This window comes from Stenotrophomonas maltophilia group sp. Smal12 (genome assembly GCF_037079935.1).
GTDB classification, from domain to species: Bacteria; Pseudomonadota; Gammaproteobacteria; order Xanthomonadales; family Xanthomonadaceae; genus Stenotrophomonas; species Stenotrophomonas sepilia.
Genome location: NZ_JBAWUK010000020.1, coordinates 1 through 22,988, shown reverse-complemented (window position 1 = coordinate 22,988; position 22,988 = coordinate 1). Strand labels below are relative to the sequence as shown.

The window sequence follows — 22,988 nt, the reverse complement described above, 5'->3', positions numbered from 1 at the left end:
GAGCGAACGCGGACACGTCCGTGCCAACCAAAGGTGGCACCTACCAGGACATCAGTGCGCCGGAGCGAATTGCAGGCGGGTCCACACGCCATAATGGTCCGAGGCCCAGCGACCGCTGTCATCGGGCTGGTCGAACAGGAGCTTGGCCTCACGTGCGACCATCGCGTCCTGCTGGAAGAAGATGTGGTCGATCCGCGAGGCCACCGGGTAGTAGTGCCTGTTCAGCGTACTGACCCCGGCCAGGTCGGTGTTGACGTGCACGCTGCCGTAGCTGTCACCGTAATGGCTGCGCAGCTCGCTCAGGTCACTGGCATCGACCAGCGCGTTGAAGTCGCCCGCGATCACCACCGGTGCGCCGGCTGAGGTGCTGGCGATGAAGCGCAGCAGGTCCTCGACCTGGGTGCGACGGATGCGCTGGCCATTTTCGTCGCTGCGCTCGTTGAAGTGGGTGGCATAGACGTTGACCGCCTTGCCGTCCACATTGATGCGCAGATGGGCGACCGTCCGGTAGTCGTCCAGCGGCTGTAGCAGGTGCTCACCCTGGGCGAGGATCGGCCGCCGGGTCAGCAGCGCATTGCCGTAACGTTTCGGCGCACCCACCGGATCGGTGGACACGAACACGTACTTGTAGCCGAGTTGGCTGGCCAGCCACTGCGCCTGGTTGCGCACGTTGCGGCGCTGGATCACCTGCTGCAGGGCAACCGCATCCGGCTGCAGGCGCTTGAGCTCGGCCAGGATGGTGCGGCGGCGGCTCGGCCAGTCCTCGCGGTCGTGATGCAGGTTGAAGGTCACCATGCTCATGCCTGGTGCGCTGGCGATGTCAGCCGCTGTCGCGGCGGTTGGCACGGCTGCCATCACGGCACCCGGCAATGCCAATGCAATGGCCAGTCCCAGGGCACGCACGGCCGTGCGCACCCTTCCCCCCTGCTGCTTCATCGTTACTGCCCCTTGCGCTCGGCGCGGCGCACCGCGCCCGGTACATCGATCTCGACCCGCGCCGGCAGCTGGTGCACGTGCAGTTCCCTGTCGGTCCATTCGGCCGCTTCGCCGTTGATGGTCGCCTCGCCCGGATCACCGGCGTACGGCCACGGCAAGACCACGCCACCGACCGGTGGCACCAGGCCCGGCTGCACCTCCAGCACCAGCTGCTTGTCGCTGCGCTGCAGGCGGTAGTTGAGCTGGCCCTGCGGCGTGCGCAGGCCCTGCACAGCGATGCCCTCGCCCTGCAGCCAGGCGGTCGGAATGCCGGCGGCCAACACCAGCGCATCGTCCATGTCACGGCTGTAGGCGAACATGTCCAGGGCCGAGCGCACGAAGTCCGAAGCGACCCAGGCATGCGGCAGGTCACCGACGAAGAACGGCTTGCGCGGCGTGCGCGAGACCACTTCGGCCCACTGGTTCCAGGCCTGCGGCGCACGGTCCTTGAAGAAGAACTCAGTCGCCTGCCAGGCGCGATCGCGCCAGCCAAGGCGGACGAAGGCGGCCACGTTGCGCCACTCGTAGGGCGTGTAGTCCTTCCACTCGCGCTTGCCGTCCCGACGGGCCACGAATTCCTTCCAGTAGCGCTCGAAAGTGGCATCGAGCGCCTGCTGCGGAAGGCGCCCCTGTTCACCGCCCGGAGCCAGCGCGATGGTGGTCGAGGTCGCATCGAAATCGCCCAGCTCGGCCGAGCCCGGCAGGTAATCGATGTTGTGCTGCTGCATCGCCGACAGCAGCGAGGCCTGCAGGTCATCACGGAACTGGTCACGCGATTCGGCAATCTGCATGGCTTCGACCTTGCCCAGCTGGGCCGCCAGCGATGCCGCATCCTTGTAGCCGCGCAAGGCCCAGAAATTGTCCCAGTACGAATGCATCGGCTTGGCCGAATAGCCTTCGTGGCTGATCGAGGCCGGCATCATCCCGTAGAACGCCGGATTGCGCGCCCGATTCTCGTCCGTGCGCTCGCTGGCGCGAAGCTGCTCCATGTAGTTGTAGGCGCCCTGCACATGCGGCCACATCAGTTCGGCGAAGGTGCTGTCACCGGTATAGCGCCCATACTCGGCAATGCTGTAGATCAGCTCGCCATGGCTGTCGTTCTCGGGCACCGGATCGCTGCCACGTGCATCGACACAGCACGGCACCTTGCCATTCTCGAACTGATAAGGCGCATACCAGTTGATGTAATCACGCACCGCATCACTGCGCCCCATGCGCAGAAGGCCCTCTGAAATCATCGCGCCATCGCGGATCCAGCTGCGCGCGTACGAGCGCGTGCCCGGCTGCAGGCGCGGGCCGACCCGCGAGATCAGCATGTGCGCCACGGCGGTGCGCAGGGTATCGACCAGTGCCTGGCCCGCAGCCGGTACCTGCAACGAGACCACCCCCAGCTTCTGCCGCCACTGCTCTGCGACCTGTGCCTGCGCCTTGGCCACATCCAGCGCCTGCGGCGCCCAGCCTCCGGTCTGTGGCAACACCACCGCCACTTCTCGGCTCTGGCCAGGCTCCAGCTTGATCGTATACAGCAGCGCACCGGACGCCATGCCGGTGCTGTCCTTCACCGCCGTGCTGGCCGGGTATTTCCCGGAGGCCAGATGCATCGCGTCGAGCTTGCCATCGAACGTGCTGGCAAAGCGCGCATCCGGCACCTGCAACGGATAGATGCGCGGCTCACCGTTGATGCGCACCAGCTGTTCGCCCACATCCAGCGCATCGATGCGACTGAAGCCGCCGCCGGTATTGAGGAACTGGGTCGGCGGGTTCACCTGCCACGGCCGGATCGCCAGCGCCAGGGTGTACTCGTGCGCCACCTTGTCCGGATTGCTCAACCGGTAGCGGCCGATCAGCTGCGCGCGCTCCGGCGTGCCCTGCACGAAGCTGGTTACCGCCAGGCCGGCCTTCTCATGCACCCAGTCGACATTGGCGATGGGCAGGTAGCGATCCTGCAGCGACTGGGTGATGACCACTGTCGACCAGTCCAGCAACTTGCCGTCCACGCGGATGAACGGCTCGATGCTGAAACTGCCCTTGGCCGGTTCCAGGGCACCGTCCTCGCTGATCAGTGCCTGCTCCTGGCCGCCATCGAGGCCGAGCAGGGTCCAGTACGGCTGTTCGCCCACATATGCACGCGGCAGCGAGCCGCGCGGCAGGTCGGCCGCCACCGAGGACAGGAATGCGTTCGGCGTGGCCGCGAACGCCAGCGGCTTGAGCGTGATGTCACGGATGCCATAGCGCCAGTTCGGGCCATCGTGTAGATCGAAGCGCACGTAGCGCGCGTCGGTATCCGGCAGCGCCAGCCAGTCGCGGCCGCCCGCACCGCCGGTCACCTCGCGCACGGTGCGCCAGTCCCGGCCATCCTCGGACGTCCGCACGGTGTAGCGATTGGCTTCCAGGTTCGGCAGCCAGTCAATCACCGCGCCGCCGATCTCGCGGCTCTTGTGCAGGTCCAGGCTGATGGTCTGCTGCTTGACCCCGCCACTGATCCAGAACGTATCGCTCTTTCCGTCGATCATCCGGTCCTGCAGCGCGGTGGCGGTGTCGGCGATCACCGATGGCACCAGCGCCGAATCATCCTGCGGCGGCAGGCCCTGCAGGGTCAGCTTGTCGAAGCACACCGTGCCGCGGCCGCCGACCTTGCTGTAGATCGTGAACTCGACCGCAGCGCTGCGCGCCATCTCCTTCTCCGGCGATGGCCCCCATGCCTTGTCGATCTGGCGACGGCGGTATTCGACCGGCGTCCACGCCTTGGGGAAGCTGTAGCCCGGACGGTTGACCCACCAGACATTATCGCCGCTGGCATCGATCAGCTTGAACTGCAGGTCGTTGCCCGGCGAATCTCCCCGCAGCTGGAAGCCGAAGCGGTAGTTGGCCGGGTACTCGATACCCAGCGCGCGGCGGATGCCGACGTAGCCCGACACCTTGTGGAAATCGTAGTCCAGGCACAGCGCGCGGCCGCCACCGGCACCGCTCACCGGCCGCAGCGAACCGCTGACCTGGTCGGACAGCACCAGCTTCCAGACGCCGATGTCGTCGAAATCGTCCAGTACCTTCGGCGCCGGCAGTGCCGGTGGTGCGGCGATCGCCAGGGAAGTCCACAACAGGCCCAGTCCAACGGCGATCGCTCGCTTCATCCCTTGACGCTCCCCAGCAACAGACCTTGGATGTAGTACCGCTGCAGCACCAGGAACAGTGCCAGCACCGGAACCACGGTGACCACCGCGCCAGCCATCATCATTTCCACGTCCATGATGTGCTCGCGCGAGAGGGTGGCCAGCGCCACCGGCAAAGTGTAGTGCTCCTGGTCGGTCAACACGATCAGCGGCCACATGAAATCGTTCCATGCACCCATGAAGGTGAAGATCGCCAGGGTCACCAGTACCGGCTTGAGCATCGGCAGCACGATCTGGAAGAAGATGCGCAGCTCCCCCGCGCCGTCGATGCGGGCCGCTTCAAGCAGCTCGTCCGGGATCGAACGCGCGTACTGGCGCACCAGGAAGATACCGAACACGCTGGCCAGCGCTGGCACGATCACGCCGCCAAAGCTGTTGACCAGGCCCAGCTGCTTCATCAGCAGGAACAGCGGCAGCATCGCCACCTGCGCCGGGATCACCAGCGCCGCCATCAGCACCTGGAACAGGCGTTCGCGGCCAACGAAGTTGAGCTTGGCGAAGGCGTAGCCAGCCATGGTGTTGAGCAGCAGCGAACCCAGCGTGATAGCCAGCGACACCAGCAGGCTGTTGGCGAAGTTGCCGCCCATGCCGGTGCGCGCGAACAGCTCGTGGTAGTTGTGCGTGGTGATGCTCGAAGGCAGCAGTGGCGGCGGGAAATGACTGGCCTCGCCCTGCGGCATGAACGAGACCGAGAGCATCCACAGCAGCGGTGCAAGGCTGACCAGGGCCAGCACCAGCAACGCACCATTGATCATCCACGGATACCAGCGCGACTGGCCGATTTCACGACTCATACCAACTGCCTCTTGCGGCCGAAACGCAGCATCACGGTGGTCACCGCCAGGATGATCAGGAACAGCAGGAACGCCACCGCGGAGGCGCGCCCCAGGTTCCACCACTTGAAGCCTTCCTCGAACATGAAATACAGCACGCTGACGGTGCTCTGCAGCGGATCGCCGCGGGTCATGACATACGGCTCGGCGAACAGCTGGAAGTAGCCGGACACGGTGATCACCCCGACCACCAGCAGTACCGGGCCGAGCATCGGCAGGGTAATGTGCAGGAACTGCTTCCAGCGCGAAGCGCCGTCGATGCGCGCGGCTTCGTACAGGTCATGCGGGATCGCCTGCAGGCCGGCGAGGAAGATCACCATGTTGTAGCCGAAGTTCTTCCACACCGCGAACAGCATGATGGTCGGCATCGCCCAGTTGGGATCACCCAGCCAGTCGATCGGACTGATGCCCAGATGGCCCAGCCCGTAGTTCACCAGGCCATAGCTGGTATGGAACAGGTAGCGCCAGATCACCGCCACCGCCACCAGCGTGGTCACCACCGGCGCGAACAGTGCCGTACGGAACAGGGCCTTGAAGCGTGCGGCCGGTGCGTTGAGCAGCATGGCCGCGCCCAGCGACACACCAATCGACAACGGTACGCCGATCAGCACGAAGTAGGTGGTATTCCACAGCGACTTCCAGAACATCGGCGTCTGCAGCAGGTCGATGTAGTTGCCCAGGCCGACGAAGCGCAGGTTGCTGCTGTCGGCCAGTGCATAGAGGTCGAAGTCGGTCACGCTCAGTGCCAGCGCCGAGGCGACCGGCAGGCCGAAGAACACGCCCAGCACGATCAGCGAGGGGCCGGCGAAGATCCAGCCGGCCAGCGAAGTACGTTTCATTGCGCGCTCCCGGCGGCCACTGCGCTGCTCGATTGCGGCGACGGCGCGCGCTCCTGCAGGCGTTGTTGTTCATGCATCCAGCGGCGCTTGGCCAGCACCTTGTCCACGCGCTGGTCCAGTTCGGCCACGGCCTTGTCCTGCGGCAGGCCACCGCGCACCACCTTCTCGGTGACAATGCGCATTTCCTGCACGATGCGCTCCCATTCGAGCACCTTCGGCGTCGGCTTGACCCGCTCCAGCTGATCGCGGAACGCGGCGGCCAGCGGATCGTTGGCCAGCGACGGCGCGTTCCAGGCGCTGCGGCGCGGCGGCAGGTCGCCGATGATCGAATGGAAGCGCGCCTGGATCTGCGGGCGCGACAGGAATTCGATCAGCTTCCAGGACGCCTGCTTCTGCTGCGACTTGCGGAAGATCACCAGGCTGGTGCCGCCGGCGATGCCCGCGCCCGGACCGTCCGGCCCCGGCAGCGCAGCGGTGCCCCACTGTCCTTCCAGTTCCTTCGGCTGCAGTTTCTTGAACTCGCGGATGTTCCAGGGGCCGGAGATGTAGAACACGTTGAAGCCGCGGAAGAATTCATCCCAGACGTTGGAGATCTGCGTCTCGGACATCTTCGGCGCCCAGCCCTGCTCGAACATGTTGGCGTAGAAGGACAGCGTGCGGCGGAACCCCGGGCTGGCGAAATTGCCGCGGGTATCGTCGTCGCGCAGCAGCGGGTCGGGCTGCTGCAGGGCCAGCGACAGCTGCTGCTCGAACTCGTTGATCGGCATCAGCACTGCGTAGCGGTTCGGGCCCTGCATGCGCTTGATCGCCGCCATCTGCTCGTCCCACTCGGCCCAGGTACGCGGCGGGTGGTCGTAGCCGGCCTTGGCCAGCAGGTCCTTGCGGTAGTAGATCAGGCGCGTATCGACGTACCACGGCACGCCGACCAGCTCGCCGTGGATCACGTTGGTATCCCAGATGCCCTGGAAGTAATCTTTCGGATCGACCACAGTGGAGCGCTGCACGAACGGCTGCAGCGGGGTCAATGCATCGAGTTCGGCGAACTCCGGCACCCAGGTGTTGCCGAGCTGGCACACGTCCGGCAGGCCATCGGCGGCGAACGCGGTCAGCAGCTTTTCGTGCGCGGCGGTCCACGGGATGTTCTGCACATCCACCTTGATGCCGGGATTTTCGGCCTCGAACTCGTGGATCAGCTCGCTGACCACCTCGGCTTCGCGGCCCATCGCCCAGAAGCGCACGGTGGTGGTGCCCGGTTCGGTGCGGGCGCAGCCGGCCACGGCCAGGGTGGCCAGGGCAGGCAGCGCCCAGCGGCGCAGGCGGTCGATCCAGTTCGGCATCGGGTTACTTGCCCTGGCCTGTGGTGCGGTTGGCATTGTTCTTCTGTTCCTGCGCGGCAGCCGCGCGTGATTCGGCGATACCCACCGCGCGTGCTGCCGCGGCCTTTTCGTCCTTCTGCAGTTCCAGCGGCTGGAACGACCCTTCCGGCGCCAGCCAGCCGCCGCTGAATCCGGCCCGCTCCAGGCCCTTGCGGATGTACGGATTCTTCTTCATCACTTCCCAGACGAAGTCGTTGCGGTAGTTGGCGATCATGGTCAGGATCGGCCCCTGGTCGATGGCGATGTAGTCGCTGGCGACCCAGCCGCGATCCGGCACCAGGCGACCGGTCTTGATCGGGATGTCGTAGTTGAAGCTGGGATTGAACGAATCCAGGAAGCCGTAGCTGGAATAGATGTAGTCGCCGTAACGCTTGTGCATTTCCAGCGTCGCCGGGATCACCTGCTCGGGCGCGAACACCACCGAGGCGATTGCCGCAGTCGGGGCAATGGTGCCGTCATCGAAGTTCTCGCGCAGGCCGGCGCCGCGCGAGGAGTAGTGGCGGAACTGGCGCTGTTCGCCGCGGTACTCCTGCGTGGTGTTCTGCGGGCCATCGCTGGCGGTCAGGCCCCACACGTTCTCGCCATAGTCCTTCCACTGCATCGGGTTGGCGATGGCGTACTCGCGCTGGGCCAGCGCGGCCGAGCGGCTGTTGAGGAAATAGGTGCTGCCGCGCTCGCGCATGTACGCGTCCTGGATATCGCGGAAATCGATCCAGACGTGGCTGTACTGGTGGCCGAACAGCGGGCCGAAGGACAGGTATTCCTGGCCCTGGTAGACACCCCAGTCGTTGTCATAGGTGCGCGTCCACACTGTCCACGCGTCCGGGCTGACCGGGTGCGTGGGCGAGCCCAGGGCGAGGATGTAGACCATCATCGCCTCGTTGTAGCCCATCCAGTCGTGGTCGATGAAGCCGCTCTCCGGGAACCAGCCCATCGAGATCAGCGGTGCACGCTGCTGCAGCCACGGCCAGTCGACCTTCTTGTACAAGGTATCGGCAATCTGGCGGATTTCCTTCTCGCGCGGATCGTCACCGTCGTAGTACGACTGCGCGAACAGCACGCCCATCATCAGCAGTGCGGTATCCACGGAGGAAAGTTCGACCCAGCTGTCGTAGCGACGGCCTTCCTGCATGTCCAGGAAGTGGTAGTAGAAGCCCTTGTAGCCGGCCTTGCCGGTGCGCTGTGGGCCCATCGGCACGTCGCGGAAGAACTTCAGCGTGGTCAGGGTCCGGTCGATCGCCTGGTTGCGGCTGACCCAGCCGTTCTCGATACCGATGGGATAGGCGGTCAGCGCGAAACCCACCGACGCGATGCTGGCGAACGGCCGCGACGGATAGCGGTCCGGGGTCAGGCCATTGATCTCGTTGGTGGTGTCCCAGAAGAACTGGAAGGTGCGGCGCTCGATGTCATCGAACAGCGGCGGCAACTCCGGCTTCATCGGCCGCGGCGGTGCATCGGCCTCGATCAGGATCACCGGCGGGCGCGGCTTGGCAGGTTCCTGCTGGGCCGGCTGGCAGGCGGCCACCGCCAAGCACAGCATTGCGGCGGACAACAGATGGCGTGCCTGCATGGCGCGGTTCCTCCGGTGGTCTGATCGATGGGAAAGCATACCGTCCAATGATCTGAAATCGTTTACAAGATGCGCTCTTAAAAAACCACGAAAAACGTGGTTTGACACCGCGATCATTGCCCACGCCGCTGCCCCCTGCCCGGCAGCGGCGTGGGCAATGGACCGGCACGGGGCCGGCCATTGCCGTTCTCACACAATCGATGCCGCCGGCGGACCGGCGGCATCGGATACAGCAGCAGGCGGCGCCGCTTAGAAGCGGAAGCCCACCTCGGCCTTCACCTGGCGCGGAGTGCCGATGATGTCGCCGGTCTCGTTGTAGCTGGCCTGCAGCTTGCCGTTGGTCTTGACGTAGTTGTAGGTGGAGAAGTTGTCGAAGTTGAACACGTTGATGATGTCCAGACGGGCGTACAGCTCGGTGTTGCCCGCCAGCTTGAACGTCTTCGTCGCCTGCAGGTCAACCGAACGGTAGCCGAAGATCTTGCCACCCACCAGGAACTTGCCGGTTGCGTTGGGCACGGCCGCCTGCGGGGTCGGCAGGGTGTAGCCGCTGGCCTGCATCACCGGGTACCAGTCGTTGACGGCGGTCGGGGTGGCCAGGGTGATCTTGCCGCCGAAGGTGATGCCCCAGAAGCCCGCGTACGAACCGGTCACCACCAGGCGGTGGCGCGGTGCGCCGTTGGAGCGGATGGTCGGGTAGTCACCGATCAGGCCGCGGTCAAAGGCGTACTTCTCGTTGATGTCGCGGTTATGGCGCGCGGTGGTCCAGGTGTAGGCGATCGAGGTGCCCCAGCCGCTTTCCTTGGTGAACGGCTTCTGTGCCGACAACAGGACCTGGGTGGCACGGGTCTTGATGCCCTGCTGGCCGATGATCAGGCTGCCGAAGCCCGGCACGTTGCAGCTCCAGGCCTGGCTCAGGCCCGGGGAGGTGCCACCACACAGGCGCGGATCATCGAAGAACTGGCCGGTCGGGTAGCGGTTGCCCAGGGTGAAGGCGAAGCCGTCGTAACTCAGGGTACGGGCAATGGTGGCGTCGGTCAGCCAGTCGCCGATCTGGTTGCTCATGCCCAGGCTGAACTGATCCGAGTACGGCGCCTTCAGCTTGTTGTTCAGCAGGTCCACTTCCAGGCCGGCATTGCTGGTCGCGCCGACCAGGGCCTGCAGGTTGCCGATCCCGTTGAGCAGGTTCGGGTTCCAGTCATAGCAGGCGGCCTGGCCGTTGATGCAGGCGCCGGTAGCCGGGTTGCGGAAGTAGATGGTCGGCTGCGGCAGGGCCAGCTTGGTGGTTTCCAGCTGCAGGTTGTCGAACAGGTCACGGTCGTAGGAACGGCCGGCACCACCGTGGATCACGTGCTGCTCGTCGGCGTTGATGTCATACGAGAAGCCCAGGCGCGGCTGCCAGGCGTCCTTGAACGCCTTGCGGTTGTGGCCGTTGCTGATGTAGTCGCTGATGTCCAGGCCGCCCAGTGCCAGCGAATCGGCATAGGTCTGGCCAGCGGGGGCGCGCGGATCCTGCGAATAGATGGCGTCGACCACCTGCTGCGGGGTCACGAAGTCCAGGTAGGACGGGGTCTTTTCGTAGTCCCAGCGCAGGCCGATGTTCAGCTGCAGGTGATCGTTGACCTGCCAGTCGTCCTGGATGAACACGCCGTACTGCTTGGACTTCGAACGCACTTCGCCGGACACGCCGGTCACGCCGGTCACCGGCTTTACGAACTGCGCCTTGTACGGAATGGAATCGGGGAAGTCCGGATCGCCCAGCGAGTACGTGAAGGTCGGATTGATCTGCGCCGCATCGGATGCGTACAGATCGATCGCCTTGTACTTCACGCCCATCTTGATGGTGTGGTCACCGGCCCACTGGATGCCATCCAGGGTCAGGTTGTCTTCGATCGACCAGCCCTTCTGGCCCTTCACCTGCGAATCCAGTGCAGAGGCGCCACCGATCTTCACGATGGTGCGGTCTTCGGGGCCGTCCGGTGCGGTGTAGGTGATGCCGTTGGCCAGCGTCAGCGGGGTCGGGTTGTTGAACGAGTCTTCGTGGGTGACCATCAACTCGTTGTAGTAGCGCTCACCACTGTGGTTCCAGCGCAGGGCATAACGACGGTCGGTGTTGACCACTTCACGGCCGGCTTCCGGCGAGGTCTGGCCACTGAACTGCGACTGGGTTTCGTCGCGGTCCTGGAAGGTCAGCTCGATGCGGTCGTTGTCGGTCGGCTCGAAGTCGATCTTGCCGAAGATCAGATCCTGCTGGAACGGCTGGCTGGCCGGGCCGAGGCCGGCGGCACCGGCGGGCGGCAGCAGGCCGGCAGCGCCGGTGACCGCGCCATCCGGCGCGATGGTGACCGGCAGGTCGAAGCGCTTGGCTTCGTAGGTCACGAAGAAGTGCGCCTTGTCCTGGATGATCGGGCCGCCCAGGGCGAAGCCGTATTCCTTCTCGGCCGAGACCATCTTCTCCTTGCCGCCCTGCCGCTCGGCCGGGGTCTTGGCACGCATGTCTTCATCGGTGTAGCGGTAGAACGCCTCACCCTTGAACTCATTGGTACCGGACTTGGTCGCAGCCGTCACTGCGGCGCTCGACACCTGGCCATACTCGGCCTTGTAGTTGCCGCTGATGACCTTGTATTCGCCGATGGCCAGCTGCGGGAACGGGTTACCGGCGCTGCCGGACTGGCCGGCCACGCCGCCGCCCTTGACGTAGCTCTTCTGGCCGACGCCGTCGATGTAGACGTTGGTGCCATCTGCATTGGTGGCGCCGCCGCGCAGCGAGGTGTTGCCCTTGGCATCGCGGGTGAAGATCAGGCCCGGCACCGCGTCGGCGAACTCCAGGAAGTTGCGCGACACCTGCGGGGTGGTCTGGATCTGCTGCAGGCTGACGGTCTTGCCAACTTCGGAGGTGCGCACTTCCTGCAGCAGGGTCGGCGCAACAACGTTGACGGTGTCCAGGTTGGTGGCCGCGGTCGAGCCCGGGGTGCTGCTGGCTGCGCCAGCGAAGTTCAGCGTCGCGGTCGAAGCCACGGTGACGGTGACCTTCTGGGTCTGGCCGTTGGCGACCACGTTGTACGTGCCCGGATCCAGGCCCATCAGCGAGTAGCTGCCGTCGGCGCGGATGGTGCCACGGCGGACGGTACCGGTGGCCACGTTGGTGGCGGTCACTTCGGTGCCGGCCTGGGCACCGGCAACCTGGCCGCGCAGGCTGGCGTTGGCCGACTGCGCCATGACGTTCGGGGCGGCAGCCAGCATCAGGCAGCTGACCAGAGCGGTGCTCAGCAGCCGGCGCGCCGGCATGCGGAAGGTGGTATGCATCATCAACTCAATCTCCGGGTGGCGGTAACCGCTTGCGCGGTCCCTGCGATCAGTCAAAAAAAGAAGAAACGCCTCTGGCTTCAACGGCCGGATGGCGGATTGGTGGAATCGCGAACAATCAAGCGGGGAACCAGGGTCTGCTTGTCCCCTGCCCCATCCGTGGAGGTGCCGTCCATCAACTGCATCAGACGCGTCATGGCCCGGTCGCCGAGCTCGGCGATGCTGACCTGCATGGTGGTCAGCGACGGGTGGACGAAACGCGCCAGTGGAATGTCATCGAAACCCGCCAGGGCCACATCGGCCGGCACACGGACCCCTGCCTGCGTGAACGCATACAGGCAGCCCAGGGCCATCATGTCGTTGGCGGCGAATACGGCATCGGGCAGCGCTCCGGCTGCCAGCAACTCCTGACCGGCACGATGGCCGGAAGCTTCGTCGAAATCACCGGGCAACTCGATGCCTTCGGCGCCACCGCCAGAAGCCGCCAGCGCGTCACGGAAGCCGCGCAGGCGCTCGCGCGCGTCGAAGTTGAGGTCCGGACCAGAAATGAAGGCAATGCGGCGGTGGCCGGCATCCAGCAGGTGGCGGGTCATCGCCATTGCGCCGGCGTGGTCGTCGATGCTCAGCACCGGGTGGTCCTGGCCGGGCAGATAGGTGTTGATCAACACCGTCGGCAACGACTGCGGCAGGTTGTCGGTCAGGAAGCCCGGGCTCTCGGCATAGGGCGAAAGCACCAGCAGGCCGTCGACGCGGCCGCGCATGGCACGCAGGGCGGCGCCCTGCTGTTCCTGGTCACCGTGGTAGCTGGACACCAGCAGGTGCTGGCGGCGGTTGCGGGCCACGCCGTCAATGCCGCGCATCAGCTCGGAGAAGAATTCGCCGTACAGGTCAGGCAGCACCACGCCCACCGTATTGGTGCGGCGGCTGCTCAGGCTGCGGGCGGCGGCGTGCGGGGTGTAACGCAGCCGTGCGGCCACCTCCAGCACAAGCTGGCGGACCGGTTCGGCGACATTTTCATGCCCGTTGAGCGCGCGGGAAACCGTGGCCACGGAGACCCGGGCTTCGCGTGCGACGTCTTTGATTGTGATAGCTGCCTTGTTCACGAAGCCGCCCTCCACGGCTTGGACCTACCAGCATTGGCGCGGAATGTAAGCGTTTCCATCCAGGCTTGTAAACAGTCCGTTAGGCGAATGTCCCGAAATGGACATGAAAACCTGTCCGTAGCGAGGCCATGAAGGACCCGCCAGGACAGCGTGGGACAAGGGCTCAGCCCTGTTCTGACGGGGTCTGCGCGCGGATGGACAACGCGTGGATATCGGTCTCCATCATCGACCCCAGCGCGGCATAGACCGCGCGGTGCCGGGCAAGCGGCCCCAGCCCGGCGAAGCGCTCACTGACCACATGCACGTTGAAATGGCCGCGCCCGTCGCGCGCACCGGCATGGCCGGCGTGACGATGGCTGTCGTCCTCGATCTCCAGCACGCTCGGCGCCAGCGCCTGCTGCAGCGCATCACGGATCCGCTCGATCCGTTCCGCGTTCACGGCAGCACCTTGCGGAACGGGCGGACCTGCACGCGGGTGTAGACGCCTGCAGCCACGTACGGGTCGGCATCGGCCCAGGCCTGGGCCTGCGGCAGCGACTCGAACTGCGCGATCACCACCGAACCGCTGAAACCGGCCGGGCCCGGGTCTTCACTGTCCACCGCCGGGCACGGCCCGGCCAGCAGCAGGCGTCCCGCGTCGCGCAGCGCATGCAGCCGCGCCAGATGCTCCGGCCGCGCCTGCAGCCGCTGCGCCAGCACATCCTGGCCGTCATACCCTTCGATCACATACCACACCGGCATTTCCTCGCTCGCGTTGTCGGGTCCGCCGATTCTAGCCAATGCAGCCCCTGCCCCGGTCCGGCTGGACACTGGCGCAGCAAAGGCTTACCCTAGACTCCATTGCACGTGGCTGGATGCAGCAGCCCGTCGGATTCTGCGGCCACGCAGCCCCCGACGACAGATCCGCTGCTTCAAACCGGACCACCTGGCCGGGCCACGTAGACGACCTCCCCGTAGTTCTGTCGCTGCCGTTTACTGCGGCGCGTCCTGCTGTTTGATATGTGTGGAATCGCGCCGATCCCGGCGTGTCTGGTGCCCTGGGGCTCCGTGGCGTTGGCCCGGCGAACCCGGTGCCGCGACTGGTCCGTTGCAATCCTGATGTCCATTAGATGACTTCCGAACTCGCGCTCGACGCGAACCCGCCAACCCGGCCGCCCGCCCCCCAGCAGCAGGAAATGCCGCTGGCCGTGGTGCATGGGCAACCGGTCCTGCAGATCCCGCAGGACCTGTACATCCCGCCGGACGCGCTGGAAGTCATCCTGGACGCCTTCGAAGGCCCGCTGGACCTGCTGCTGTACCTGATCCGCCGCCAGAACCTGGATGTGCTGGACATTCCCGTGGCCGAAATCACCCGGCAGTACGTGGAATACATCACCGTGATGCGCGAGCTGCGCTTCGAGCTGGCGGCCGAGTACCTGGTGATGGCCGCGATCCTGGCCGAGGTGAAGTCGCGGATGCTGCTGCCGCGCCCGGTCAGCGAGGAAGGCGATGAGGCCGACCCGCGCGCCGAGCTGGTGCGCCGGCTGCAGGAGTACGAACGTTTCAAGCAGGCCGCCGAGGACATCGACGCCCTGCCCCGCCAGGACCGCGACACCACGGTGGCGCATGCCTTCATGCCCGAGCGCGCCACGGTGAAGGTGCCGCCGCCGGTGGACCTGAAGGAAATGCTGCTGGCCCTGCACGACGTGCTCAAGCGCGCCGAGCTGTTCAGCGGCCACGCCATCAAGCGCGAAGCACTGAGCGTGCGGCAACGCATGGGCGAAGTACTGGGACGCCTGGAAGACGGCAAGTTCTATCGTTTTGAAGGGCTTTTCACCGCCGAAGAAGGCAAGCTGGGCGTGCTGGTCACGTTCCTGGCAGTGCTGGAACTGGCCAAGGAACAGTTGCTGGACATCGTCCAGGAAGAACCGCTGGCGCCGATCTACGTGAAGTCGCTGGCCGCTGGAAACACCAACGCGCCGCTGCAGTTCAGCAGCGAGTTCGACGACAACGACGCCGCCAATGCCAACGAGTGAGCACTGACTGCCGATGGATCAATCGCTGATCGACCGCATTGTCGAGGGTGCCCTGCTGGCCTCCAGCCAGCCACTCACCCTGGCCCAGCTGAAGGACCTGTTTCCGGAAGAGGAACCGGCACCGCCGGGCAGCATCGAACGTGCGCTGGAGCGCCTGCGCGAGGCCTGCGAAGGTCGTGGCGTGGAACTGGTCGAGGTCGCCTCCGGCTTCCGCTACCAGGTCACCAGCGAAGTACATGGCTGGATCAGCCGGCTGTGGACCGAACGCAAGACCCGCTACACCCGCGCCACCCTGGAAACCCTGGCGCTGATCGCCTACCGGCAGCCGATCACCCGCGGCGAGATCGAGCAGGTGCGCGGCGTGGCGGTCAGCAGCAACATCATCCAGGCACTGGAAGAACGCGAATGGATCCGCGTGGTCGGCCACCGCGACGTGCCCGGCAAGCCGGCGCTGTTCGGCACCACCAAGGGCTTCCTGGACTACTTCGGGCTGAAGCGGCTGGACGAACTGCCGCCGCTGTCGGAACTGAAGGACCTGGGTGAGCTGGAACCGCAGCTGGCCCTGGACCGTGATGCACCGGCCGTGGCCGGTGCCGAGGGTCCGGACATCTCGGCCGGCGCCGATGGCGTTGCCGCGAACGATGACGCCGGCCTCGCCGGCAGTGACACCCCCGATTCCGCCAATGCAGCCCCTGCATCGGCCTCCGATGAGCAAGCACCTTCGCCCCTCGATGATGGGCACCCCGATTCCGCGCCGGGCGAGCGCGCGGTGCCAGTGAACGAACGCGAAGACAACGCCGTCGCGATGACGACCGTGGCTGTTGACCAAGCCGATTCCGAACCAGAGGCCGACCTCGAAACCGTCGGCCGGAGCAAAACTGATGAGTGACACCCCCCGTAACAAGCTCTCGCTGAAGCGCGAAGCCACCTCCGAACAGTTCAAGCTGGAAGAGCGCCTGCACAAGGTGCTGGCCCAGGCCGGCCTCGGCTCGCGCCGCGCGCTGGAACAGCGCATCGCCGAAGGCCTGGTCAAGGTCAACGGTGAAGTCGCGCAGACCGGCATGTCGGTCAGGAGCGGCGACAGGATCGAACTGGATGGCCGTGGCTTCGTCGCCACTGCCCTGGCCGAGCCGTCGCGCGTGCTGGTCTACAACAAGCCGGAAGGCCAGGTGACCACCCGCGAAGATCCCGAAGGCCGCCCGACCGTGTTCGAGTCGCTGCCGCCGCTGAAGGGCGCGCGCTGGATCGCCATCGGCCGCCTGGACATCAACACCACCGGCCTGCTGCTGGCCACCACCGACGGTGAGCTGGCCAACGCCATGATGCACCCGTCGTTCGAGGTCGAGCGCGAGTACGTGGTGCGCGTGCGTGCACCGGAAGGCGAGGAAAAGGTCTCCGACGCCATCGTCGACCGCCTCAGCCGTGGCGTCGCACTGGAAGACGGTCCGGCCAAGTTTGATGAGATCGAACGCATCGGCGGCACCGATTCTCACGACTGGTTCCGCGTCGTGGTGAAGGAAGGCCGCAACCGCGAAGTGCGCCGCCTGTGGGAATCGCAGGGCTGCCAGGTCAGCCGCCTGAAGCGCACCCGCTATGGCAAGGTGAGCCTGCCGCGCGAACTGGCCCGTGGCCATTCGGTGGAACTGGGCACCGCTCAGGTGGAAGCGCTGCGTGCGCAGCTGAAGCTGGAAGAAGGCGCTCCGTCGGCATTGACGCTGCAGCCGGTGATCGGCCAGCGCCGCGCCGCAAAGACCACCGTGCGCGTGCGCGAAGGTGGCCGCGGCAATGCCTACGTCAATGGCCACAACACCGCTGACGAAGGTCGCGAGCTGCGCCGTTTCGACAACGTCCGCGAAGACCGCGGCCGTGGTCGCGGCGGCAAGGGTGGCGGCTTCAAGGGCGGCCTGACGGTCAGCGGTGAAGCAGCAGCCAAGCAGTCGCAGAAGCCGTTCAAGCAGCGCGCGCCGAAGAATGACCGTTCGCTGCCGGAAGGCAATCCGGCCGCGTTCCGCACCTGGTACGTGCCCGATGGCGTGAGCACTGGCCCGAGCGGGCACCGCAATGCCGGCCCGGGCGCACGTGGCCCTGGTGCCCGTGGACCGGGCGCGGGCGGCCAGGGCCGTCCGTACGGCAAGCCGAAGGGCCCGGGTGCCGCCGGCGGCCAGGGCCGTGGCGGTTTCGGTGGTGAAGGCCGTGGCGGCGCAGGCGGCCAGGGTCGTCCGGCCGGTGCCGGCAACCGCTCGCAGGGCCAGGGCAACAAGCACCCGTACGGTCATCCGGGCAACGCTCCGAGCTTCCCGTCCGACCATGCAACCCCGGGTTTCAACCCGTATGGCAGCCCGAAGCCGGCACACGGCGCCCGTCCGGGCGGTCGCGGCCCGGGCGGTGGCAACCGTGGCCCCGGAGGTAACCGCGGCCCCGGCGGTCCGGGTGGCAACCGCGGCCCGGGCGGCCCGCGCCGTAGCGGCCCACGCGGCGGCTGATCACAGGCCACGCTGAAATGAGAAACCCCGGCCCAGGCCGGGGTTTTTCTTTAAAAAGGGGACGGAGGGGATTAAGTCGTTTTCGCCACGCCATGTGTCGAAGGGGCGAAAACGACTTAATCCCCTCCGTCCCCTTTTGCGTGGCGCTGGAAAGCGGCGGGCGTGGTGCCGGCCATGCTGCGGAAGAAGGCGATGAACGGGCTCTCGGCGGAAAAGCCAGTGTCCTGCGCCACATGCGCGACGCGATGCCCGAGCAGCAACAGCTCCATGGCCCTCATCAGGCGCCATTGCTGGCGCCAAGCCTGATAGCCCATGCCGGTATCACGTTGCATCAGCCGGCCAATGGTGCGCACGCTCAGACCCGCGCGCTCGGCCAGCTCGCCCAGTTCGGGCGGCAGCTGTTCGGCCAGCGGCAGGCAACGTGCAATGCGTGGATCACGCGGCAAAGGCAGGTCCATCGGCGCCACCGGTGCAGCGGCGATTTCCAGCACGCACAACGCCAGTTGATGGTGCGCGCGCGGCAATTGCCAGTCATGGTCGAACGGTGCCTGCGCGATCGGCTCCAGCAAGGCCTGCAGCAGCGGACCTACGCCGATGATCGCCGGTTGCCGGGGCAGCTGGGCCGACAGGGTGGCGTCGAAGTACAACGAACGGTAGTCGACCGCCTGGCGCATCTGCGCGCGATGGCGCAGCCCGCCCGGAATCCACGCCGCGCGCGCAGGCGGCAGCAGGCTGATGCGATCACCGTAGGTCAGGCGCGTACAGCCCTGCCGGGTGTAGAGCAGCTGCGCGCGTGCATGCTGGTGCCAACCCGAATCGTGATCCGCCAGTGACGCCGCGATCCCCAGCACCGGAGCGCTCCAGGCATCAGCGTCGAAGGGCGCGTCCGGCTGCAACCAGGCCATGTCCGATTTCATATATCCAATGACAGGATGGAGAGAGTGCGCCATTGCAGGCGCGACCACAATGCGCGGCCCTGTTCGTGGAGCGCCCGCATGTCGCGTCGCCTGTTGTTGCTCACCATCGCGCTGCTGATGTTTCCCCAGCTGGCGCAGACCCTGTACAGCCCGGCCCTGGCCGATCTGGGCAAACGCTTCGCCCTGCCGCCGGGTACCGCCAGCCAGGCCATGAGCCTGTATCTGTTCGGCTTCGCTGCAGGCGTGCTGCTGTGGGGGCGCCTGGCCGATCGTATCGGTCGTCGCCCGGCCATTCTCTGTGGCCTCGGCATCTTTGCCGTGGCTGCACTGGGCGGCCTGCTGGCTGGCAGCTTCGGCCCGGTGTTGCTGGCCCAAGCGCTGGCCGCGGTCGGCGCCGCGGCCGCTTCGGTGGTCACCCAGACCGTGCTGCGCGACCATCTGCAGGGGCCGGCGTTGGCGCAGGCATTCTCCTGGATCGGCATGGCCCTGGCCCTGAGTCCGGCCATCGGCCTTGCACTGGGCACGCTGCTGGTGGGCCGCCATGGCTATGCCGGTGTGCAGGCCGGCCTCCTGCTGATGGTCATCCTGCTGATGCTCGGATGCACATCCGGCCTGCACGAGAGCCGCCCTGCCGAAGTCGCGCACACACCCATGCTGCCGCTGCTGCGGCAACTGCTGCGCGATCGCTGGATCTGGTCACAGGCGCTGCTGGTGACGGCGTTCAACGTGGCCATGTACAGCTGGTACGCGCTGGGTCCGTTCGTGTTTGAACGACTGCATTGGCCGCTGGCTTGGTTCGGTGCAAGCGGCGCGGTGCTGGCACTGGGCTCGGCACTGGGCGCGTGGGGCAATGGCCGCCTGCTGCGTGCCGGCGTTGCCGCGGCCACGCGCATCCGCATCGCCGCAGGCCTGGTTCTGACGGGAGGCCTGCTGGCTGCGCTGCTGCATGATCACCCTGCCCTGGTCGCGGCGATGGTGCCGGTGGTGACGGGCTTCGGCTTGGCCATTCCCAATGTGCTCGGCCAGGCCCTGCGCGGCTATCCACACTGTCTCGGCAGCGTAGGCGCGCTGTTCGGCCTGCTCTACTACCTGTTGATCGGTGCGGCAATGGCGTTGGTTGGTGCAGTGCAGTTGCTGGCACCGACCGTTATCGTGTGTGGCCTGCTGGCCTTGTGGCTGCAGCGACGGCGTCCCGCTGCGACCTAGGAATTGCTGCAAATGGAGCGCACTGTGCGCGGCTTCCGGGAACGGCTTTGATTCGCTGGCTATCGTGCGCGCTGTCCTACCCAAGGCAGATGCCCATGATCACCATCACCGCCGAACAGGCCCGCGCCAATGCTGACGCCGCCAAGCGCCCGATCGAACTGTTCTACCGCGACCTCGACAACGCCATCCAGGCCGGCTCGGAAAATGGCCGTCGCTACATCGTGTTCGGCTTCAGCCAGGTAATGGCCAGCGGGCAGCTCGTCGAAGACGCGGTCGCACAATTGCTGAAAAATGGTTTCGTTGTCGAACGGCTGTTGAGCGACTCCGAACAGCACTACATCCGCATCAGCTGGGGAACTGCCGAGCCGACGCGCCTCAGCGCCGGCTGATGGTGAAGGCGGCGCCGTCCACGCCCAGGTCCCAGCCCTTGCCGGTACCGGACAGGGCCAGCGAGATGTCACCCTTGGTCATCACCTGCGCGTTGCTGGACTTCACCGCACCCGCATGCGCACCCACCGAGGCGTAGGTACCCAGCAGTTCGTTGACGCTGACCGCACCGGTGAAGCTGCCACGCCCATTGGTGATCTTCGACTTGCCCACGGTCAGGCCGCCGCCCTTCACTTCGATACGTACCGGCATGCTGGCGCCATTGCTGCAGGTGACGGTGCCGTTGCCGGAGGCGGTCTTGTAGATCAGCGACCAGCCGGACAGGTTGTAGCGCAGCTGGCAATCGAGATTGCCGGCAGCGTGCGCAGCCGGGGCCAGCGTTGCAGCAGACAGGGCCAGCAGCACGGCGAAAGGCTTGTTCATGGCAGGACTTCCAGTTCGGTCGGACTGACGGCGAATCTAGCAGTGCGCGCGTGCACGTTGGATGCAGGCGCGCGCGCTGGTGCGGCGGTGTTCAGGCCGTGGCTCAGGCCTGTTCATCCAGGTGGAAGGCATCGGCATCGAGCATCGCCGGGAAGCGCGCGCGATGCGCGGCCAAGGCATCGGCCGAGATGGTGGTGGTCACCACCTGTTCGCGTTCGCGGATCTCCACCTGCGGCTGGCCGAGGAAGTCGATCACCGCGCTGTCGCCGGCGTAGTGCAGCTGGTTGCCGTCCACGCCGACGCGGTTCACCGCCGCCACGAAGCACAGGTTCTCGATCGCGCGCGCGCGCAGCAGGGTCTTCCACGCATAGGCGCGCGCCGACGGCCAGTTGGCCACGAAGATCTGCAGATCGAAGTCCAGCTGCTGCGGACGCTCGACGTTGTAGCGGTTGCGGCAGAACACCGGGAAGCGCAGGTCGTAGCAGACCTGCGGATTGATCCGCCAGCCCTTCCATTCCACGCTCAGGCGCTCGCGGCCGGCGGCATAACGCTCGTGCTCGCCGCCGTAACGGAACAGGTGGCGCTTGTCGTAGTACTCCAGCGTGCCATCGGGCGTGGCGAACAGCAGGCGGTTGTAGACGCCTTCGCCATCACGCAGCTGCACGCTGCCGATCACCGCCGCGTTCAAGGCCCTGGCCTGCTCGCGCACCCAGGCCACGGTCGGGCCGTCCATGCCTTCGGCCTGGGCAATGGCCTCGTTGGAGAAACCACTGGTGAAGGTCTCCGGCAGGATCACCAGGTCGGTGGTGCCGGCCAGCGGTGCCAGCAGCGCGCCGTAGTAGGCGCGGTTGCCGGCCGGGTCGTGCCAGCGGGTGTCGCCCTGGACGAGGGAAATACGCAGATCCTGCATGTCCACGCCTCCGCTCACAGCAGGCGCAGGCGTTCGATCGCCGCGTCCATGGTCGCTTCGTTCTTGGCGAAGCACAGGCGCACCAGGCGCTGGCCGGCCGGAGGAGTCTCGTAGAACGGCGACAGCGGGATGGCGGTCACGCCCTTCTCGATGGTCAGCCACTTCACGAACTCATGGTCCGGCAGGTCGCTGATGGCCGAGTAGTCGACCAGCTGGAAGTAGCCGCCCGGCACCGGCAGCGCCTTCAGGCGGGTGCTGGCCAGCTGCTCGCGGAAACGGTCGCGCTTGGTCTGGTAGAACGCGCCCAGTTCCAGGTGGTGTTCCGGCTCATCGCGGATCATCGCGGCGAAACCGTACTGCGCCGGGCCGAAGCTGGTGAAGGTGTTGTACTGGTGCACCTTGCGGAACTCGGCGGTCAGCGCCGGCGGGGCGATCGCATAGCCGATCTTCCAGCCGGTGCAGTGGTAGGTCTTGCCGAAGCTGGAGATCACGAACGCGCGCTCGCGCAGTTCCGGGTAGCGCAGCGCCGATTCATGGCGGCGGCCGTCATAGATGATGTGCTCATACACCTCATCGGAGATCAGGTAGATCTGCGTGCCGCGCAGCAGCTCGGCCAGCGCCTGCATGTCCTGCGCCGACAGCATCGCGCCGGACGGGTTGTGCGGGGTGTTGACGATCAGCATGCGTGTGCGCGGGGTGATCGCCGCACGCACGCGGTCCCAGTCGACGGCGAAGGTCTGCGGATCCAGCGACACATGCACGGCCTTGGCACCGGCCAGATCGATCGCCGGTTCATAGCAGTCATAGGCCGGGTCGAGCACGATCACTTCTTCGCCGGCACGCACCACGGCGTGGATGGCGTTGAAGATGGCCTCGGTACCGCCACTGGTGACGGTGATCTCGCTGTCCGCATCCACCTGCGCGCCGTAGCAGTCCAGCGCCTTCTGGGCGATGGCCTGGCGCAGCGGGGCTACGCCGGTCATCGGCGGGTACTGGTTGAGCCCGGCGGCCATCGCCTTGGCCGTCTCATCGATCAGGCGCTGCGGCGCGGAAAAGTCCGGGAAACCCTGGCCCAGGTTGACCGCGCCGTGTTCGGCGGCGAGCTGGGACATCACGGTGAAGATCGTGGTACCGACCTTGGGCAGCTTGGTGGTGGGTTGCATCGGCCTGGACTGTGGGGAACAAGGCCTCCGAGTTTACGCAATCCGCGCGTCGGTAGTGGGGGGGGGGGGCGGGGCCCCCCCCCGCGCCCCGGCGGGTCGCGCCCCCCGCCGCCCGCCCCCCCCCGGGGGGTTTTGTCTGACACAAAAACAAAATTTACGATTCTCGCTGTACAGGCGTGGGCTTGGTTTTGTGGGACTCACCCACCCCCCCCCCCCACACCCACCCCCCCCATCCCGGCCGGGCCGGGGTGACCCCGCGGGGGGGGGGGGGGCCCGGCCCCGCTGGGGTGTGGCGCGCGCTTGAGCGACCCCACC

Annotated in this window: 19 protein-coding genes; 5 read left to right on the top strand and 14 right to left on the bottom strand. The window is 66.3% G+C overall.

From position 1 onward, the window contains the following. Positions 1-51 precede the first annotated feature (51 nt). The 10 genes from WDC87_RS10750 to WDC87_RS10705 form a co-directional block, all read right to left on the bottom strand. Positions 52-936 (bottom strand): endonuclease/exonuclease/phosphatase family protein, encoded by an 885-nt coding sequence (locus WDC87_RS10750; protein ID WP_252744458.1) that lies wholly within the window; start codon positions 934-936, stop codon positions 52-54. Positions 937-938: 2 nt separating this feature from the next. Continuing rightward, positions 939-4,106 (bottom strand): discoidin domain-containing protein, encoded by a 3,168-nt coding sequence (locus WDC87_RS10745; protein ID WP_252744459.1) that lies wholly within the window; start codon positions 4,104-4,106, stop codon positions 939-941. Continuing rightward, entirely contained in the window at positions 4,103-4,939 is an 837-nt protein-coding gene (locus WDC87_RS10740; RefSeq protein ID WP_005417620.1) for a carbohydrate ABC transporter permease, read from the bottom strand. Before WDC87_RS10740 ends, WDC87_RS10745 begins: the two co-directional genes overlap by 4 nt. Beyond that, entirely contained in the window at positions 4,936-5,817 is an 882-nt protein-coding gene (locus tag WDC87_RS10735) for a sugar ABC transporter permease (protein ID WP_005410323.1), read from the bottom strand. The genes WDC87_RS10740 and WDC87_RS10735 overlap by 4 nt, the downstream gene beginning before the upstream one ends. After that, the gene (locus WDC87_RS10730; RefSeq protein WP_252744460.1) at positions 5,814-7,154 is read right to left on the bottom strand and encodes a sugar ABC transporter substrate-binding protein; all 1,341 of its coding nucleotides are present in this window, start codon (positions 7,152-7,154) and stop codon (positions 5,814-5,816) included. Before WDC87_RS10730 ends, WDC87_RS10735 begins: the two co-directional genes overlap by 4 nt. Before the next feature lie 4 nt (positions 7,155-7,158). Next, positions 7,159-8,763 carry a glucoamylase family protein gene (locus tag WDC87_RS10725; protein WP_061478010.1) on the bottom strand — a complete coding sequence of 535 codons (1,605 nt, stop codon included), beginning with the start codon at positions 8,761-8,763 and terminating at the stop codon, positions 7,159-7,161. Positions 8,764-9,012: 249 nt separating this feature from the next. Continuing rightward, the gene (locus tag WDC87_RS10720) at positions 9,013-12,069 is read right to left on the bottom strand and encodes a TonB-dependent receptor (protein WP_061478011.1); all 3,057 of its coding nucleotides are present in this window, start codon (positions 12,067-12,069) and stop codon (positions 9,013-9,015) included. A gap of 77 nt (positions 12,070-12,146) precedes the next feature. Continuing rightward, positions 12,147-13,184, bottom strand: a complete 1,038-nt coding sequence (locus WDC87_RS10715; protein ID WP_252744461.1) for a LacI family DNA-binding transcriptional regulator — start codon at positions 13,182-13,184, stop codon at positions 12,147-12,149. 148 nt (positions 13,185-13,332) lie between these two features. Then, complete coding sequence (locus WDC87_RS10710; RefSeq protein WP_005417632.1) at positions 13,333-13,608, bottom strand: BolA family protein; 276 nt, start codon at positions 13,606-13,608, stop codon at positions 13,333-13,335. Next, the gene (locus WDC87_RS10705; RefSeq protein WP_005417634.1) at positions 13,605-13,904 is read right to left on the bottom strand and encodes a YciI family protein; all 300 of its coding nucleotides are present in this window, start codon (positions 13,902-13,904) and stop codon (positions 13,605-13,607) included. The genes WDC87_RS10710 and WDC87_RS10705 overlap by 4 nt, the downstream gene beginning before the upstream one ends. 374 nt (positions 13,905-14,278) lie before the next feature. Between WDC87_RS10705 and WDC87_RS10700 the strand changes: the two genes are divergently transcribed. From WDC87_RS10700 to WDC87_RS10690, 3 genes are read left to right on the top strand one after another with little or no spacing between them, the layout of a single operon-like run. Further along, positions 14,279-15,184: a ScpA family protein gene (locus WDC87_RS10700; RefSeq protein ID WP_252744462.1), complete on the top strand. Its 906-nt coding sequence runs from the start codon at positions 14,279-14,281 to the stop codon at positions 15,182-15,184. 13 nt (positions 15,185-15,197) lie between these two features. Continuing rightward, the gene (gene scpB, locus WDC87_RS10695; RefSeq protein ID WP_151355268.1) at positions 15,198-16,073 is read left to right on the top strand and encodes an SMC-Scp complex subunit ScpB; all 876 of its coding nucleotides are present in this window, start codon (positions 15,198-15,200) and stop codon (positions 16,071-16,073) included. Then, positions 16,066-17,667: a pseudouridine synthase gene (locus WDC87_RS10690; protein WP_252744463.1), complete on the top strand. Its 1,602-nt coding sequence runs from the start codon at positions 16,066-16,068 to the stop codon at positions 17,665-17,667. The genes scpB and WDC87_RS10690 overlap by 8 nt, the downstream gene beginning before the upstream one ends. 116 nt (positions 17,668-17,783) lie before the next feature. On the opposite strand, the gene WDC87_RS10685 is transcribed toward WDC87_RS10690, so the two are convergent. Further along, the gene (locus WDC87_RS10685; protein ID WP_088496669.1) at positions 17,784-18,572 is read right to left on the bottom strand and encodes a helix-turn-helix transcriptional regulator; all 789 of its coding nucleotides are present in this window, start codon (positions 18,570-18,572) and stop codon (positions 17,784-17,786) included. Positions 18,573-18,662: 90 nt separating this feature from the next. Here WDC87_RS10685 and WDC87_RS10680 point away from each other — a divergent pair, with 90 nt between their 5' ends. Both WDC87_RS10680 and WDC87_RS10675 read left to right on the top strand, forming a co-directional pair. Further along, on the top strand, positions 18,663-19,790 hold the full coding sequence (locus tag WDC87_RS10680; RefSeq protein WP_252744464.1) for an MFS transporter: 1,128 nt from the start codon (positions 18,663-18,665) through the stop codon (positions 19,788-19,790). Positions 19,791-19,885: 95 nt separating this feature from the next. Next, positions 19,886-20,179 carry a hypothetical protein gene (locus WDC87_RS10675; RefSeq protein WP_088496667.1) on the top strand — a complete coding sequence of 98 codons (294 nt, stop codon included), beginning with the start codon at positions 19,886-19,888 and terminating at the stop codon, positions 20,177-20,179. On the opposite strand, the gene WDC87_RS10670 is transcribed toward WDC87_RS10675, so the two are convergent. The 3 genes from WDC87_RS10670 to WDC87_RS10660 form a co-directional block, all read right to left on the bottom strand. Continuing rightward, positions 20,166-20,600 (bottom strand): hypothetical protein, encoded by a 435-nt coding sequence (locus WDC87_RS10670; protein ID WP_061478014.1) that lies wholly within the window; start codon positions 20,598-20,600, stop codon positions 20,166-20,168. The genes WDC87_RS10675 and WDC87_RS10670 overlap by 14 nt on opposite strands. A gap of 103 nt (positions 20,601-20,703) precedes the next feature. Beyond that, entirely contained in the window at positions 20,704-21,510 is an 807-nt protein-coding gene (locus WDC87_RS10665) for an amidohydrolase (RefSeq protein WP_061478015.1), read from the bottom strand. A gap of 14 nt (positions 21,511-21,524) precedes the next feature. Further along, positions 21,525-22,673 carry a pyridoxal phosphate-dependent aminotransferase gene (locus WDC87_RS10660; protein ID WP_252744465.1) on the bottom strand — a complete coding sequence of 383 codons (1,149 nt, stop codon included), beginning with the start codon at positions 22,671-22,673 and terminating at the stop codon, positions 21,525-21,527. Positions 22,674-22,988: the final 315 nt, after the last annotated feature.